Genomic DNA, 13,937 nt, shown 5'->3' with positions numbered 1-13,937 from the left:
TTCCTGCGTACGGTTGCGGCAGTTCGAGCGCATCCGTGCCGAACGCGAGCGGTCGGGGGTCGTCGGCGGCGAGATCGTCGGCTTCATCCGGCATGCATCGATGCACGGGCGGCGGCAACAAGCTGCGTCTACGGTCGAGTCATGATCGTCTGGATCAACGGCACCTTCGGCGTCGGCAAGACCTCCACGGCCACCGCACTCCTCGAGCAAACCGGTTGGAGGCTCTTCGACCCCGAGCACGTTGGCTTCTTGCTCGCCGGCAACTTGCGGGACCAAGAGTTCGACGACTTCCAGGATCTCCCGCCATGGCGAGAGCTGGTTCCCGCGGTCGCAGACCGGATCTACCGCTACACCAATCCGGATGCGATGATCGCCGTGCAGACGGTCCTCGTCGCCGATTACTGGGAAGAACTCCTCCACGGGTTCGCCGATCGCGGCCTTCCGGTCTGTCACGTCGTCCTCGACTGCGACGAGGAAGAGCTCCGTCGCCGCATCACCACCGACGAAGTCGAGAGCCAAGCACTCGATTGGCGACTCGACCACATCGCCAAGTACTGGGCTGCCCGGTCATGGCTCGATGACGCCGCCGACCTCGTTGTCGACACCACAGCCCTCGCACCCGAAGGCGCAGCGCGACGGATCGCGGACACCGTGACCGCTCGCCTCGCCCAAAGGACATAGAACCAAGGCGCACGAATGGCCTCGTCTTCGGGCCGGCCACCAATGCACAATCTCGAGCAGGTATCGGAGCGCCTCGGTGCCGATAGCGGACGCGCTCGAGCGCAGCGGCGGTCGACAATATGGGTGCCAATTCGGCACGGGGACTCTCGTTGCGCACTGGACTGTCGCCAGCAGGATTCGACTCTGCCTCGAGCGATCTGCCGGTCGGCTCGCCCCGTTCAGCTACGTTGCCGAGCATGGTCGGACGATGGCAACACCTCCTCGCAATCGACCATTCCAAGCTCAATCTCGGCCTGGCTGCCTATGCGATCGTCGGGGTTCTCGTGGCGGTGGCCATCGAGGCGCTCGTCGGCGTCGGTGCGCTGCAGGTCGGCATCGCCGCAGTCCTCGTCGTGATGGTAGGTCGCGACGGCAACTTCCGGATGCGAATGGTGCATATGGGAATCGTGACGCTCGTCGGCGGCGCGTTCGGGTTCCTGTCCTATGTCACCGCGGAGACGGCATGGCAGGCGGCGCTCGTGCTCGCAGCGGTCACCTACCTCACGGGGTTGGCATACGGACTCGGGTCCGCCGCCGGGCGAGCAGGCTATCTCGTACTCCTGTGGGCCATCACTGTCTTGATCGGCGAGTCACGCGCCGAAGACCCACCCATCACAGCGGCAGCGTTCCTGCTGGGTGGGGTCGTGGCGATGATCCTCGTCGCAGCCGTCTCAGCGATCGGAAGGTCGCAGGATCATGTCGTCCCGGTACCCGCCGAGGACGAGTCGGAACCGCCGTCAACCCGACCGAACCTCAGCGCGCTCGTACGCTCCGGGATCGGGATCTACTGCGTGGTCCGAGCGATCCTCGTTGCAGTCGCGGTGGTGGTCGGGTACCGGATCACGACCGATGGTCTCGATCCGTACTGGATCTCCATCGTGGTGCTCATCGTGTTCCTGCCCGACACGCACCAAACTGTGCTCAAGGGAACACAGCGCGGCATCGGCACGCTCGTTGGTGCTGTCGTCGCGACCCTGATCCTCGAAGTCACCGGATCTGACGGGCTGGTCGTTGTGCTCATGCTCGTCTCTTCGTTCGGTGCAGTGGCGTTCTACAGCGCCAACTACATGATCTACGCGTTCTTCCTGACAAACGCCGTGCTCATCTACTACTGGTTCGACACCGACGAACAGTTGAGCGGTCCGCCCACGCGATTGTTGGCCACGCTCATCGGACTTGCACTCGCATTCGTCGGGATTGGCCTGATGAGGCTTCGTCAGCCAACACCCCCGAGCGAGACGACCACTGCCTGACACACCTCGACAACGGCGCCAGCTGCTCGCTGTACAACACCGCTCCCCGGCTCAAAAAATGATGCTCACTTCGGCGCCTCAACCCAACAGTCCCGGCAGGATACGCAACGCCTACCGACTCATCGCGTCCGCCCCTTAATCCGGTCGACGCTCGAGCTGGCGCGCCGCACTCCGGCCCTTGTGCCGTGCTCCATACTCGCGGCCCCGCGAAGGCCTCAGACCCGCTCGTGATCCGGCAGGATGCGCACGGTCGTGCGCGCGCGTCGCTCACCGAGGCTGGACGCTCGACCAGGGTGTCTCGTCGGACCCCATCTTCGGACGGGCCAGCCCGAGCAAGATGGAATCGGACACCTCCGGCGAAGGTCAGTCGAGAGACTGCGCCGGACGTCTCCCTCTTCAGCGCGAGGTCGTCAGACTGCCGTGGACGTCGCGGCGGCTTCGGTTGCTCGCTTGGCGCGATCGCGACGGGCCCCCGCCACGAGGACCCGTTGATACAGACCTGCGGGGAGGCGCGACACGAGATCGAACATCACGGCGTCCGGCCCGATCAAGGCGCGACGTCGGTTGCGCTCGACGGCCCGGAGAATCTGCAGGGCCGCCTTGTCCGGAGTGGTGCGCGCCAATTTCTGGTCGAATTCGTCGGCGAACTCATCGGGATCCATTCCTCCGATGACGATCGACTCGTCGGTTCGGGCATTGCGGGCGATATTGGTCTTGATGCCGCCGGGGTGGATGGTGGTGCACGAAACGCCGCACTGATCGATCTCGAGTTCCATGCGCAACGCATCGGTGAAGCCGCGCACGCCGAACTTCGACGCGTTGTACGCGGACTGGGTCGGAATGCTGATCAGTCCGAACACGCTCGAGATGTTGACGACGTGGCCCTCGCCAGACTCGCGGAGGTGGGGGAGGAACGCCTGTGTCCCATGGACCACGCCCCAGAAGTTGATGTTCATCAACCATTCGAAATCGGTGATCGATTGACTCGTCGCGGTGGCGCCCAGGGCGACTCCGGCGTTGTTGATGGTCAGGTTGATCTTGCCGTGGTCGGCCCGGACGTTCTCCGCCCATGCGAACACCGCCTCACGATCAGCCACGTCCAGATGTGCCGGGCGTACTCGGACTCCGGATGGCTCGCAGCGCAGAACCGTTTCAGCGAGTCCTTCCTCATCGACGTCGCTGAGCGACAGGTGGCAGCCGCGTCGTGCGAGTTCGATCGCCAGCGCCCGGCCGATCCCGGAGCCCGCTCCGGTGATGGCGGCGACCCGTCCTTCGAACCGCTTCATCCTCGTCAGCCCTTCCAGCGCTCGACGCCGTCGATGACCCGCTCGTTCAACGTCTCGAGGAACTGCACCCGGGCCCACTTCTTCTGCTCGCCCGAGATGAGGTCCCACGGAGCGAGGTCGTGATCCGTCTTGGCGAACATGTCCTCGATGGCCTCGGAGTACTGAGGCCACTTCTCGCGATTGCGCCAGTCCTCCTCATTCAGCTTCCACCGCTTGAGGGGGTCGTGCTGTCGCGCTTCGAAGCGACCGAGTTGCTCCTCCTGGCTGACCTGGAGCCAGAACTTGACGACGATCACGCCTTCCATCACCAGACTGCGTTCGAACTGCACGATCTCGTCGTAGGCGCGCCTCCACTGCTCCTGGGTCGCGAAACCCTCGACGCGTTCGACGAGGAGCCGTCCGTACCAACTCCGGTCGAAGATGCACATCCCGCCCTGACCGGGAATCTTGGTCCAGAACCGCCACAGGAAATGGTGACGCTTCGCTCGTGCATCAGGCTTCGAGTACGAGTACACCGAGTAGTGGCGCGGGTCGAGCCGCTCGACGGTCCGCCGGATCGCTCCGCCCTTGCCGCCTGCGTCGAGCCCCTCGACCACGACGAGGAGTCCTGGTCCGATCTGTCCACCGTTCGTCTGGCCGCCGAGATCGAGGCGGAGTTCGAGGAACCGCTCCTGAGCGTCACGGAGGCGTTGCTCGTACGCTTCCTTGTCGAGTCGCAGTGTCAGATCGATCTCATCGAGGCGGCCCATCGGCCCCGACCATAGACGCCGGGTACCCGTTCGAGAAGATACGGTCACGTCACCATGTTCGTGAAGATCTGCGGCATCACCAACGAAGACGACGCGTTGCTCGCCGTGGCGATGGGAGCTGACGCCGTTGGCTTCATCTTCGCTCCGTCCGAGCGCCAGATCGCCCCGCAGAAGGCCTATGACATCACGCGTCGTCTGCCTCCGGAGGTGTTGACCGTCGGCGTGTTCCGCAACGAGCTTCCCGCCCGCGTCGTCGAGATCGCCCACAAGGCCGGCGTCAAAGCCGTCCAACTCCACGGCCGCGAAACTCCGGCCCAGTCGAAGGAGATCGCGGGGCACTTCCGTTGGACGATCAAGGCCTTTGCCGCCGGAGACGAGAACCTGCCGTCGGCCGATCAGTACGGCACCGACATGATCCTCCTCGACGCACCCGACCCGGGATCGGGCAAGGTGTTCGACTGGAACCTGGCCGGCGATGCACCCTCGCAGCTGAAGCTGATCCTCGCCGGCGGCTTGAATCCCGAGAACGTCGGGGCGGCGATCGCCGAGGTCGAGCCGTGGGGAGTCGACGTGGCGAGCGGAGTCGAGAGTCGACCCGGCAAGAAGGATCCGATCGCGGTGATGCGTTTCGTCGCGAACGCGAAGGCAGCGGCGCCGGAGCAGTACCTCGGTGACGACGAAGGTCCCTACAACTGGGACTTCGAATAGCGGTTACGCGGAATCTGGGGTGACGATGTCGAACCCGGCGTCGGGTGCGTTGTCGTAGCTGTCATCGACCAGGACGACGTCGCGCCCCGCACGGTCGAGCAGCGACGCGGCGATGCTCGCCCGATACCCGCTCTGGCAATGGACGTGGATCAGGCCGGATGGAACTTCGTCGAGTCGGTCGAGGAGCTCGTGGAGCGGAATGTGGGTCGCACCCGCCACGTGCCCTGACGCGAACTCTCCGTTGCGACGGGTGTCCAGGATCGACGGATCCGGCACGGCGTGGAGAGTCGCGAAGTCGGTGACCGCGTAGTCGGAACGGTCGGCGTCGCCGGACCATGACGCGAGGCCGCCGGTCGCCGCGCCCGCTGGTCGATCGATTCCGACACGGACCAGCTGTCGCTGGGCCTCGGCGATGTCGTCGGCATCGTCGGCGACCAGCGTGACCGGCATGCCCCACGGGACCAGCCACGCCAGATAGGTGGAGAAGTTCGTCGTGAGTTCCACTCCGATCGTGCCGGCGACGTGCGACGCCGCGAACTCGCGACGGTTCCGCAGATCGACGACCCACTCGCCACGGTGAATGCGGCGCGCCAGCTCGATCGGGTCGACGGGAGCGGGAGGGGAGAGGTCGATCGCCGCGCCGCCCGCGACATTGAGCGGGCCCATCTGCGCGTAGTACCGCGGGAACGCGTCGAGCCCCGAGATCAAACGCTCGACGAACGCGTTCTCGTCGGTCTCGGTGAGGGCGACGTTGACGGCACGCTCGCCGGCGAGCGTGCCGTCCGATTCGAGATCACTCGCGGCCGAGGCGCAGAAGCTGCCGAAACCGTGGGTGGGATACACGACGGACTCGCCGGGCAGCGACTCGGCCAGCGCATGGACGGATCGGTATTGGGCGTGCGTCAATTCCTCGATCTGGTCCGGTCCGATCAGATCGGTACGTCCGACCGTTCCGTAGAGCAACGACCCTCCGGTGAAGAGAGCGGGCGCATCGTCACCATCGGTCACGACGTAGGTCAGATGGTGCGGCGTGTGGCCGGGGGTGTGACGCACCTCGACGGTCATCGTTCCGACGTCGACCGTGTCACCGTCGGCGACACCGTGATGGTCGAAGCGGAGCGGCTCGGCCGCCGCGTGGAGGTAGCGGGCTCCCGTGACACGGGCGAGGGTGAGACCCCCACTCACGTAGTCGTTGTGCACGTGCGTCTCGGCGACGTGGGTGATCTTCACGCTCGCTGCGGTTGCTCGTTCGATGATCCGGTCGATGTCGCGCTGCGGATCGATGACGAGTGCGACCGACTCATCGTGGACGATGTACGAACGATCGCCGAGCGAGGGCGTTTCAACGGTGATGACCTGCACGATTCCTCCTGTCGACGTCGCGAGTGTACGCGTCGGCGAACGGAGCGGAATCCACCGTCGCCGGTCTCGAGCCGGTCCCGTCGGCCCAAACCGATCTGTCGCGGTCGGCAACCGCTCGGTACTCTCGTGCCACGATGACGTCGTCACCCAGCAACACCTTGAGCGCACCCCCCGATCCGACCGGACGCTTCGGCGAGTTCGGCGGCCGATTCGTCCCCGAGACGCTGGTCCCGGCCTGTCAGGAGCTGGAGGAGGCCTTCGACGACGCATGGTCCGACCCGGCGTTCCGCGAGGAACTCACCCAGGTGCACACGCAGTACTCCGGTCGGCCGTCGATCCTCACGGAGTGTCACAACCTTGGCGAGAGGCTCGGAATCCGGTTGATCCTGAAGCGCGAGGATCTCAACCACACCGGCTCGCACAAGATCAACAACGTCATCGGCCAGGCCCTGCTCGCGAAGCGGATGGGGAAGAAGCGGATCGTCGCCGACACGGGCGCCGGACAGCACGGGGTGGCCAGCGCCACGGCAGCCGCCCTCATGGGCCTCGAGTGCAAGGTGTACATGGGGGCGGTCGACGTCGACCGCCAGGCGCTCAACGTCTTCCGGATGAAGCTGCTCGGGGCCGAAGTCGAGTCGGTGCACTCCGGGAGCAAGACACTGAAGGACGCGGTCAACGAGGCGATGCGGCACTGGGTCGCGAACGTGTCCGACACCCACTTCTGTCTAGGCTCGGTGGTCGGACCACATCCGTACCCGTTCATGGTGCGCCAGTTCCAGTCGATCATCGGCGACGAGGCGCACGCCCAGATCCAGGAGATGACCGGTGCGATGCCCGATCTCGTCGTTGCCTGTGTCGGCGGCGGTTCGAACGCGATGGGCATCTTCGCCGGCTTCGTCGATGAACCCGACGTGCGGCTGGTGGGCGTCGAACCCGCCGGTGGCGCCGCCGTCGGACGCGGCACGCCGGGCGTCGTCCACGGATCACGCAGCTATCTCATGCAGGACGAGGTCGGACAGGTCGAGGAAGCGCTCTCGATCTCGGCCGGTCTCGACTACCCCGGTGTCGGGCCCGAGCACGCTCACCTCGCAGCGATCGGGCGCGCCGACTATCCGAACGTCACCGACGACGAAGTGATCGCCGCGTTCCGACTGATGTCGGAAACGGAAGGGATCATCCCGGCGCTGGAATCGGCGCACGCACTGGCCTGGCTCGCACGGGCAGCCCCGGAGATCGAGGGCCAGACCGTGCTCATGAGCCTGTCCGGGCGCGGCGACAAGGACGTGGCCCAGATGATGGACATCCTCGCCGACGAGATGGGCGGAGCAGGTTGATGGCTGATTCCTTCGGTCGCATCGAGAGCGAGTTCCGCGCGAAGCGGGCCGCCGGACGCAAGTTGCTCGTCCCGTACATCACCGGTGGCTACCCGGGTTGGCAGGATGCGATCCGCGCTTGCGCTGCGAACGGTGCCGACGCGATCGAGATCGGGATTCCGTTCTCCGACCCGGTCATGGACGGTCCGGTGATCCAGCAGGCGAGTCAGGCCGCGCTCGACGACGGAATCACCCCGAACGCGATCCTCGACGAGGTCCCGAACCTCGATGTGGAGATCCCGCTCACCGTGATGACGTACTACAACCTCGTGCACCATCCGGGACCGGAGCGGTTCGCTGCGAGCTTGCAGCGGGCGGGAATCGTCGGCGCGATTCTTCCCGACCTGCCGCTGGAGGAATCCGGTCCCTGGTGTGCAGCCGCGGACGCGCACGGCATCGAGACGATCATGCTCGCCGCTCCGACCGCACCCGACGACCGTCTCCCGAAGGTCGCCGCTCGATCGCGCGGCTTCCTGTACTCCGTCGGTCTGCTCGGAGTGACCGGTGAGCGGAGCAGCTTGGCGCAGACCGCGACCGATCTCGCCGCGCGGCTCAAGTTGGTGACCGAGGTTCCGGTGCTCGTCGGAGTCGGAGTGTCCAACGCCGAGCAGGCGTACGAGGCGACGCGTGTGGCCGACGGGGTGATCCAGGGAGCGAGCATGGTGCGTCGCCTGATGGAGTCCGGTCCGGATGCGGTCGGTGACTACGTCGCGGAAGTGCGGGCGGCGATCGACGGCGAGGGCAGCACCCGATGACGGCGTTACGTGACGGGTCTGACCCGTTGCGTAACGCGCAGCCGAACATCCTGCTGGTGATGGCGGATCAGCTGGCGGCGCCGTTCCTGTCGATGCACGGCGGTCCGGCGATCACCCCGAACATCGATCGCTTGGCGGCGCAGGGGACGACGTTCACGTCGGCCTACTCGAACAGTCCCCTCTGTGCCCCCGCTCGGTTCCTGATGATGAGCGGGCAACTCAACTCGAAGATCGGTGCCTACGACAACGCCTCGGAGTTCCCATCGAGTGTTCCGACGTTTGCGCACCACCTGCGATCCGCCGGATATCAGACGTCGCTCGTCGGCAAGATGCACTTCGTCGGGCCGGATCAATTGCACGGCTACGAGGAGCGGCTGACGACCGACATCTACCCGGCGGACTTCGGGTGGACGCCGAACTGGGACGACCCCGACGGTCGTTTCGACTGGTGGTTCCACAACATGGACTCGGTCGTCAACGCGGGAATCGCCGACGTGTCCAATCAACTCGACTACGACGACGAGGTCGGACATCGAGCCGTCCGCAAGCTACGCGACCTCGCTCGGACGGCCGACGCTCGACCCTGGATGCTCACCGCGTCGTTCACCCATCCGCACGATCCGTACGTCGCTCGGCAGGAGTTCTGGGACCTGTACGACCACGACGCGATCCCGATGCCGACCGTCGGGTCGATCGCCGACGACGATGACGACCCCCACAGCCGCAGGTTGCGTCACGTGATCGGTGCCGATGCGACCGAGCCGAGCGACGACCAGGTCCGTACGGCGCGCCACGCCTACCTCGCGAACGTCAGCTACGTCGACCGGCACCTGGGCGACCTCCTCGACGTGCTTGACCGGCACGACATGGCCGACGACACCGTGGTCATCTTCACCGCCGACCACGGCGACATGCTCGGCGAGCGCGGCCTCTGGTACAAGATGAGCTACTTCGACCACGCGTGCCGGATCCCGATGATCGTGCGCACACCCTCGACTGCAGCGCGAGCGACGAACCCGACGCACGTGAGCCTGCTCGACATCGCGCCGACCCTGCTGGACATCGGAGGGATCGAGACGCCCGACGTCATGGACGGCGCGAGCATGATGCCGCTGCTCGACGGTCGCCCGGATGCCGAACGTGCGGTGATCGGCGAGTACCTGGGGGAGGGCGCCGTCGCCCCGATCTTCATGATCCGCCGAGAACGATGGAAGTTCGTCTGGTCCGAACCGGACGGAGCGCAGTTGTTCGACCTGGAGACCGACCCGCAGGAGACCACCAACCTCGTCGGCGACCCCGAGTTCACCGACGTGATCGCCGACTTCACGGCGGAGGTGTTGAGCAGATGGGACCCGACGACGATCGACCAGGACGTCCGGGCCAGTCAGCAGGCGCGAGCAACGGTCGACCGGGCGCTCCGGCAGGGTCGTTTCGAGTCGTGGGACTTCGAGCCGCGCTCCGATGCCGCCAACGAATACATGCGCAATCACCTCGACCTCAACGATGTCGAGTCCGGTCGCCGGGCCTGATGCCGGGCCGGGTTGCCGTCCGAAGATGGATCGCCAGACGCTCAACTCGATCGCGGCCGTGCTCTGTGGAATCGGGAGCATCGCGTCGTTGCTCGAGGCACGGTCCGCGCGTTCGGTCGCCTCAGGACTTCTCGGTCTCGCCGGATCGACCGCGTGGGCAGCGTCGGCATCTCGCGACGACGCAGAGCGCGACGAGGTCGCGGTAGCAACCTGACGGAGCGGACGACGCGGCGGCCCTCAGAGGCTCTGCACGGTGAACGCCGGGACCGACGCCCCGACCAGCCGATCACTGGCGGCAGCGGCGTCGAGATCCGCGGCCTTCGACCGCCGGACATCGAGTCGCTCGGCGATGTACACATCGACCGATCCGTCCCGCGCCGCGGCAACGAAGTCAGGGCCGTCGTGCACAGCGGACACTTCGCCGCCCATGCCGGCGATGTAGAGGACGAACGCGAAATCGTCGAGCACGACCGACACCGACGCGTCCGCTCGGGGCAGCTCGGCTCCTCGATATCCCGTCACCCGCGGAAACCATCGGCGCAGTGGTGCGAGGTTCGCGACGGGGTGTGTGTCGACCTCGATGCTCTCGACCGCGACGACGATCTCCGCACGCCGACCGCCGACCTCATCGGTGACGATCGACGTGCGGTGGTTCTCCCGTCGTTTCGACGATCGGGCCAGCGCCGATCAGCCTTGCGACTTCTGGCGGATGATGTTCAGCGCCGATCCCGCCTGGAACCATTCGACCTGTTCGGGGCTGAAGGTGTGACTGCACTCGAAGTCGACCGTCGAGCCGTCCGGCTTGGTGATCCGGACCGTCACGGTCTCACCGGGAACCGGCGGAAGGTCGATCACGCTGATGCGGTCGTCCTCACCGATCTGGTCGTAGTCGGCGGGGTCGACGAATGTGAGCGGCACCATGCCCTGCTTCTTCAGGTTGGTCTCGTGGATCCGGGCGAAGCTCCGAGCGATCGCCACGAGGCCCAACCGGAATCGTGGCTCCATCGCCGCGTGCTCGCGGCTGGAGCCTTCGCCCATGTTCTCGTCGCCGATGACGACCCACGGCTGTCCGGCCTCGTGGTACTCCTTGGCCATCTCGGGGAACGTCTGGATCTCGCCGGTCAACTGGTTCTTGCCGTAGCCGACCTCGTACTCCTCGCCGTCGGCCTTCGAGTACGCGTTGACCGCACCGAGGTACAGGTTGCCCGAGATGTTCTCGAGGTGGCCGCGGAACTTGAGCCACGGTCCGGCCATCGAGATGTGGTCGGTCGTGAACTTGCCCTGCGCCTTGACCAGCACGGGAAGATCGGTGAAGCGTTCGTTCGGGACGGGCTCGAACGGTTCGAGCAGCTGGAGCCGATCGCTCGTGGGGCTGACCGCGATCGGCACGTCGTGCCCGTCGGCCGGGGGAGCGGTGAACGCGTCCTCGCCCGGGTCGTATCCGGCATCGGGAAGCACCTGACCGACCGGCGCATCGAGGCTCACCTCGGTGCCGTCGGGAGCCGTGATCGTCTCGGTGGTCGGGTCGAAGTCGATCCGGCCGGCGAGCGCGATCGCCATCACGGTGTCGGGTGAGGTGACGAAGGCGAGCGTCTTTGCGGAGCCGTCGTTGCGCTTCGGGAAGTTGCGGTTGTACGACGTGACGATCGTGTTGGTCTGGTTGGTGATGTTCTCCGGACGACTCCACTGACCGATACACGGGCCGCAGGCATTGGCGAGCACCGTGGCACCGATCGCCTCGAGGTCGGCGAGCAAGCCGTCGCGCTCGATCGTCGCACGAGTCTGCTCGGATCCCGGGGTGACCATCAACGGAACCTTGGCCGTGAGTCCCTTGGCTGCGGCCTGACGGGCGATCGACGCCGCACGGGTGATGTCCTCGTACGACGAGTTGGTGCACGACCCGATCAGCGCAGCCGACGGTTCGAGCGGCCAGCCGTTCTCGCGGGCGGCGTCGCCGAGGCCGCTGCCGACCCGGTGCGCGAGGTCGGGAGTGTGCGGTCCGTTGATCAGCGGCTTCAGTTCGTCGAGGTCGATCTCGATCAGCTGGTCGTACAGCGCGCCCTCGTCCGGACGCAGGTGCTCGGCCACGCCGTCGGCGGCGTCAGCGATCGCTTCGCGGGCGGTCGCCTTGAGGTAGGCGGCCATGTTGGCGTCGTAGCCGAACAGGGACGTGGTCGCGCCGATCTCTGCGCCCATGTTGCAGATCGTGCCCTTGCCCGTGGCCGAGATCGTTTCGGCGCCGGGCCCGTGGTACTCGACGATCGCTCCGGTGCCGCCCTTCACGGTCAGCTGGCGGGCGACCTCGAGGATCACGTCCTTCGGTGAGCTCCAGTCGGACAGGGTGCCGGTGAGCTTGACGCCGATCACCTTCGGCCACTTGACGTTCCACGGGAAGCCGGTCATCACGTCCACGGCGTCGGCGCCACCCACACCGATCGCGACCATGCCGAGTCCACCGGCGTTGGGAGTGTGGCTGTCGGTGCCGATCATCATTCCGCCGGGGAACGCGTAGTTCTCGAGCACGACCTGGTGGATGATGCCCGAGCCCGGGCCCCAGAAGCCGATGTTGTAGTTCGCGCTGACCGACTTCAGGAAGTCGTACACCTCTTCGTTGGTGTCGACGGCGACGCCGAGGTCGATCTTCGCGCCGACCTTCGCCTGGATCAGGTGGTCACAGTGCACCGTCGACGGCACGGCGACCTCGGGCAGCCCCGCGGTCATGAACTGGAGCAGCGCCATCTGCGCGGTCGCGTCCTGCATCGCGACGCGGTCGGGATGGAAGTCGGCGTAGCTGTCGCCGCGCACGAGTTCCTGATTCTCGGGATCGCTCAGGTGATTGACGAGGATCTTCTCGGTGAGCGTCAGCGGACGTCCGAGCCGGTTGCGAGCGATGTCGACGTTGCCGGGAAGCGCCGCATAGACCTGCTCGACGAGTTCGATCGGAGTGTTGGGGGAGACGGTGGCCATGCCTCAACCATAGCAGACAAGTTAGATACAAGTAAGGTGTGTGGCGGAGGCCATCGTCATGACGAAATCCGACACGATCCACGAACCCACGTCCGAGCATCCGCGCGCCGCGCGTCCGGATGATCTCGTACCGGAGTGGGTCGGAATCGACCATGTGCAGGTGGCGATTCCCGTCGGTGCGGAAGATCGTGCTCGCCGGTTCTACGTGGGTGTCCTCGGACTCGTGGAGGTTCCGAAACCGGCGGTGATGGCGGCTCGCGGCGGAGCGTGGTTCGAACGCGGCGCCGTGCGTGTCCACGTCGGTGCCGAGGATCCGTTCGTCCCCGCGCGCAAGGCTCACCCTGCACTCGCACTGGTCGGTCTCCGCGCCTTCATCGACCGAGCTGGGCTCGATGCGACCTGGAACGATGAACTCCCGGACGTCGTTCGCTGTCATGTGTTCGACCCGTTCGGGAACCGCATCGAACTGATCGAGGCGTCCGGGTCCGGTGGAGGTTCGACGTGAGGAGGATCCGCTACCAGGAGATCGCCGACGAGTTGAAGGAACGGTTCGCCGATGCGCCGGTCGGGTCGGTCCTGCCGTCCGAGTCCGAGATGTCCGCGGAGTTCGCCGCCTCGCGGGTCACGATTCGGCGAGCACTCGAACTCGTGCGTGAAGAGGGTCTGATCGCTGCCCGCCAGGGGTTCGGCTGGTACGTCGCGGGTGAACCGGTTCAGCAGTCGCTGCAATCACTCGGCACGATCGAATCGCAGGTCGAGGGCGTGGGCAAGCTCTCCGAGCGCAAGATCGAGGAGTTCGCCTTCGAGGACGCGCCGGAGCGGGTCCGGCGGATCCTCGGGTCCGAGCAGGTGCTTCGCGTGAAGCGGGTGAACCTCGCCGACGGCGAACCGTTTGCTGTCGTCACCGTGTGGTGCCCGGCAGATCTGGGCGCCTCGCTGTCGCGACGCGACGTGGAGCGTCGCCCGTTCTACGAACTGCTCGACGTCGAACTGCGCGGAGCAACGCAGACGATCGGAGCCGACATCGCGTCACCCGACGATGCCGTGCTCCTCGACATTCCGGTCGGCGCGCCACTGCTGCGGTGCCAGCGGGTGACCACCGATCAGTCAGGACGCGCGCTGCTCATGAGCGAGCACGTCTTCGCCGCGCACCGCACCGAATTCGTCGTGGACTTGCCGCACTCGGAACCGAGCATGACGCCCAGCGGTCTCCGACTCGTCGAATGATCGATGTC

At 66.0% G+C, this 13,937-nt stretch carries 14 protein-coding genes; 9 read left to right on the top strand and 5 right to left on the bottom strand.

Annotation, left to right across the window (positions count from 1 at the left end; translation table 11 throughout):
* Window positions 1-141 precede the first annotated feature (141 nt).
* On the top strand, window positions 142-681 hold the full coding sequence (locus tag ON45_RS01190; protein WP_040491182.1) for a P-loop nucleotide/nucleoside kinase family protein: 540 nt from the start codon (window positions 142-144) through the stop codon (window positions 679-681).
* Between the two features lie 236 nt (window positions 682-917).
* On the top strand, window positions 918-1,973 hold the full coding sequence (locus ON45_RS01185; RefSeq protein WP_040491180.1) for an FUSC family protein: 1,056 nt from the start codon (window positions 918-920) through the stop codon (window positions 1,971-1,973).
* A 410-nt stretch (window positions 1,974-2,383) separates the two neighbouring features.
* Here ON45_RS01185 and ON45_RS01180 read toward each other — a convergent pair whose 3' ends face one another.
* Together ON45_RS01180 and ON45_RS01175 are read right to left on the bottom strand one after the other, a co-directional pair.
* Entirely contained in the window at window positions 2,384-3,259 is an 876-nt protein-coding gene (locus tag ON45_RS01180; RefSeq protein WP_040491178.1) for an SDR family NAD(P)-dependent oxidoreductase, read from the bottom strand.
* A 5-nt stretch (window positions 3,260-3,264) separates the two neighbouring features.
* Complete coding sequence (locus tag ON45_RS01175; RefSeq protein WP_040491177.1) at window positions 3,265-4,008, bottom strand: polyphosphate kinase 2 family protein; 744 nt, start codon at window positions 4,006-4,008, stop codon at window positions 3,265-3,267.
* A gap of 54 nt (window positions 4,009-4,062) precedes the next feature.
* Here ON45_RS01175 and ON45_RS01170 point away from each other — a divergent pair, with 54 nt between their 5' ends.
* Window positions 4,063-4,716 carry a phosphoribosylanthranilate isomerase gene (locus ON45_RS01170; protein WP_040491176.1) on the top strand — a complete coding sequence of 218 codons (654 nt, stop codon included), beginning with the start codon at window positions 4,063-4,065 and terminating at the stop codon, window positions 4,714-4,716.
* Between the two features lie 3 nt (window positions 4,717-4,719).
* On the opposite strand, the gene ON45_RS01165 is transcribed toward ON45_RS01170, so the two are convergent.
* Window positions 4,720-6,078 carry an MBL fold metallo-hydrolase gene (locus ON45_RS01165; RefSeq protein ID WP_040491174.1) on the bottom strand — a complete coding sequence of 453 codons (1,359 nt, stop codon included), beginning with the start codon at window positions 6,076-6,078 and terminating at the stop codon, window positions 4,720-4,722.
* A gap of 134 nt (window positions 6,079-6,212) precedes the next feature.
* Between ON45_RS01165 and trpB the strand changes: the two genes are divergently transcribed.
* The 4 genes from trpB to ON45_RS01145 are packed head-to-tail and all read left to right on the top strand — an operon-like array spanning window position 6,213 to window position 9,949.
* Window positions 6,213-7,412: a tryptophan synthase subunit beta gene (gene trpB / locus ON45_RS01160; RefSeq protein WP_040491253.1), complete on the top strand. Its 1,200-nt coding sequence runs from the start codon at window positions 6,213-6,215 to the stop codon at window positions 7,410-7,412.
* On the top strand, window positions 7,412-8,206 hold the full coding sequence (gene trpA / locus ON45_RS01155) for a tryptophan synthase subunit alpha (RefSeq protein WP_040491172.1): 795 nt from the start codon (window positions 7,412-7,414) through the stop codon (window positions 8,204-8,206). The genes trpB and trpA overlap by 1 nt, the downstream gene beginning before the upstream one ends.
* A complete protein-coding gene (gene betC, locus ON45_RS01150; protein WP_040491170.1) occupies window positions 8,203-9,735 on the top strand; it encodes a choline-sulfatase in 1,533 nt (510 codons plus the stop codon). The genes trpA and betC overlap by 4 nt, the downstream gene beginning before the upstream one ends.
* Before the next feature lie 25 nt (window positions 9,736-9,760).
* Window positions 9,761-9,949: a hypothetical protein gene (locus ON45_RS01145; RefSeq protein ID WP_148288469.1), complete on the top strand. Its 189-nt coding sequence runs from the start codon at window positions 9,761-9,763 to the stop codon at window positions 9,947-9,949.
* A gap of 23 nt (window positions 9,950-9,972) precedes the next feature.
* On the opposite strand, the gene ON45_RS01140 is transcribed toward ON45_RS01145, so the two are convergent.
* Together ON45_RS01140 and ON45_RS01135 are read right to left on the bottom strand one after the other, a co-directional pair.
* Entirely contained in the window at window positions 9,973-10,257 is a 285-nt protein-coding gene (locus ON45_RS01140) for a hypothetical protein (protein ID WP_040491168.1), read from the bottom strand.
* 165 nt (window positions 10,258-10,422) lie between these two features.
* Entirely contained in the window at window positions 10,423-12,702 is a 2,280-nt protein-coding gene (locus tag ON45_RS01135) for an aconitate hydratase (protein WP_040491167.1), read from the bottom strand.
* Between the two features lie 58 nt (window positions 12,703-12,760).
* Between ON45_RS01135 and ON45_RS01130 the strand changes: the two genes are divergently transcribed.
* Both ON45_RS01130 and ON45_RS01125 read left to right on the top strand, forming a co-directional pair.
* Window positions 12,761-13,207: a VOC family protein gene (locus tag ON45_RS01130; RefSeq protein WP_241432128.1), complete on the top strand. Its 447-nt coding sequence runs from the start codon at window positions 12,761-12,763 to the stop codon at window positions 13,205-13,207.
* Window positions 13,204-13,929 (top strand): GntR family transcriptional regulator, encoded by a 726-nt coding sequence (locus tag ON45_RS01125; RefSeq protein ID WP_040491165.1) that lies wholly within the window; start codon window positions 13,204-13,206, stop codon window positions 13,927-13,929. Before ON45_RS01130 ends, ON45_RS01125 begins: the two co-directional genes overlap by 4 nt.
* Window positions 13,930-13,937 lie beyond the last annotated feature (8 nt).

This window comes from Ilumatobacter nonamiensis YM16-303 (assembly GCF_000350145.1).
GTDB lineage: Bacteria > Actinomycetota > Acidimicrobiia > Acidimicrobiales > Ilumatobacteraceae > Ilumatobacter_A > Ilumatobacter_A nonamiensis.
This window is presented reverse-complemented; position numbering and strand designations above follow the sequence as displayed.

Excerpts from the sequence above, each read along its gene's own strand:
- ON45_RS01190 (WP_040491182.1), top strand. The coding sequence starts at position 142 with ATGATCGTCTGGATCAACGGCACCTTCGGCGTCGGCAAGACCTCCACG.
- ON45_RS01135 (WP_040491167.1), bottom strand. The coding sequence starts at position 12,702 with ATGGCCACCGTCTCCCCCAACACTCCGATCGAACTCGTCGAGCAGGTC.
- ON45_RS01130 (WP_241432128.1), top strand. The coding sequence starts at position 12,761 with ATGACGAAATCCGACACGATCCACGAACCCACGTCCGAGCATCCGCGC.
- betC (WP_040491170.1), top strand. The coding sequence starts at position 8,203 with ATGACGGCGTTACGTGACGGGTCTGACCCGTTGCGTAACGCGCAGCCG.
- trpB (WP_040491253.1), top strand. The coding sequence starts at position 6,213 with ATGACGTCGTCACCCAGCAACACCTTGAGCGCACCCCCCGATCCGACC.
- ON45_RS01145 (WP_148288469.1), top strand. The coding sequence starts at position 9,761 with ATGGATCGCCAGACGCTCAACTCGATCGCGGCCGTGCTCTGTGGAATC.
- trpA (WP_040491172.1), top strand. The coding sequence starts at position 7,412 with ATGGCTGATTCCTTCGGTCGCATCGAGAGCGAGTTCCGCGCGAAGCGG.
- ON45_RS01175 (WP_040491177.1), bottom strand. The coding sequence starts at position 4,008 with ATGGGCCGCCTCGATGAGATCGATCTGACACTGCGACTCGACAAGGAA.
- ON45_RS01180 (WP_040491178.1), bottom strand. The coding sequence starts at position 3,259 with ATGAAGCGGTTCGAAGGACGGGTCGCCGCCATCACCGGAGCGGGCTCC.
- ON45_RS01185 (WP_040491180.1), top strand. The coding sequence starts at position 918 with ATGGTCGGACGATGGCAACACCTCCTCGCAATCGACCATTCCAAGCTC.
- ON45_RS01170 (WP_040491176.1), top strand. The coding sequence starts at position 4,063 with ATGTTCGTGAAGATCTGCGGCATCACCAACGAAGACGACGCGTTGCTC.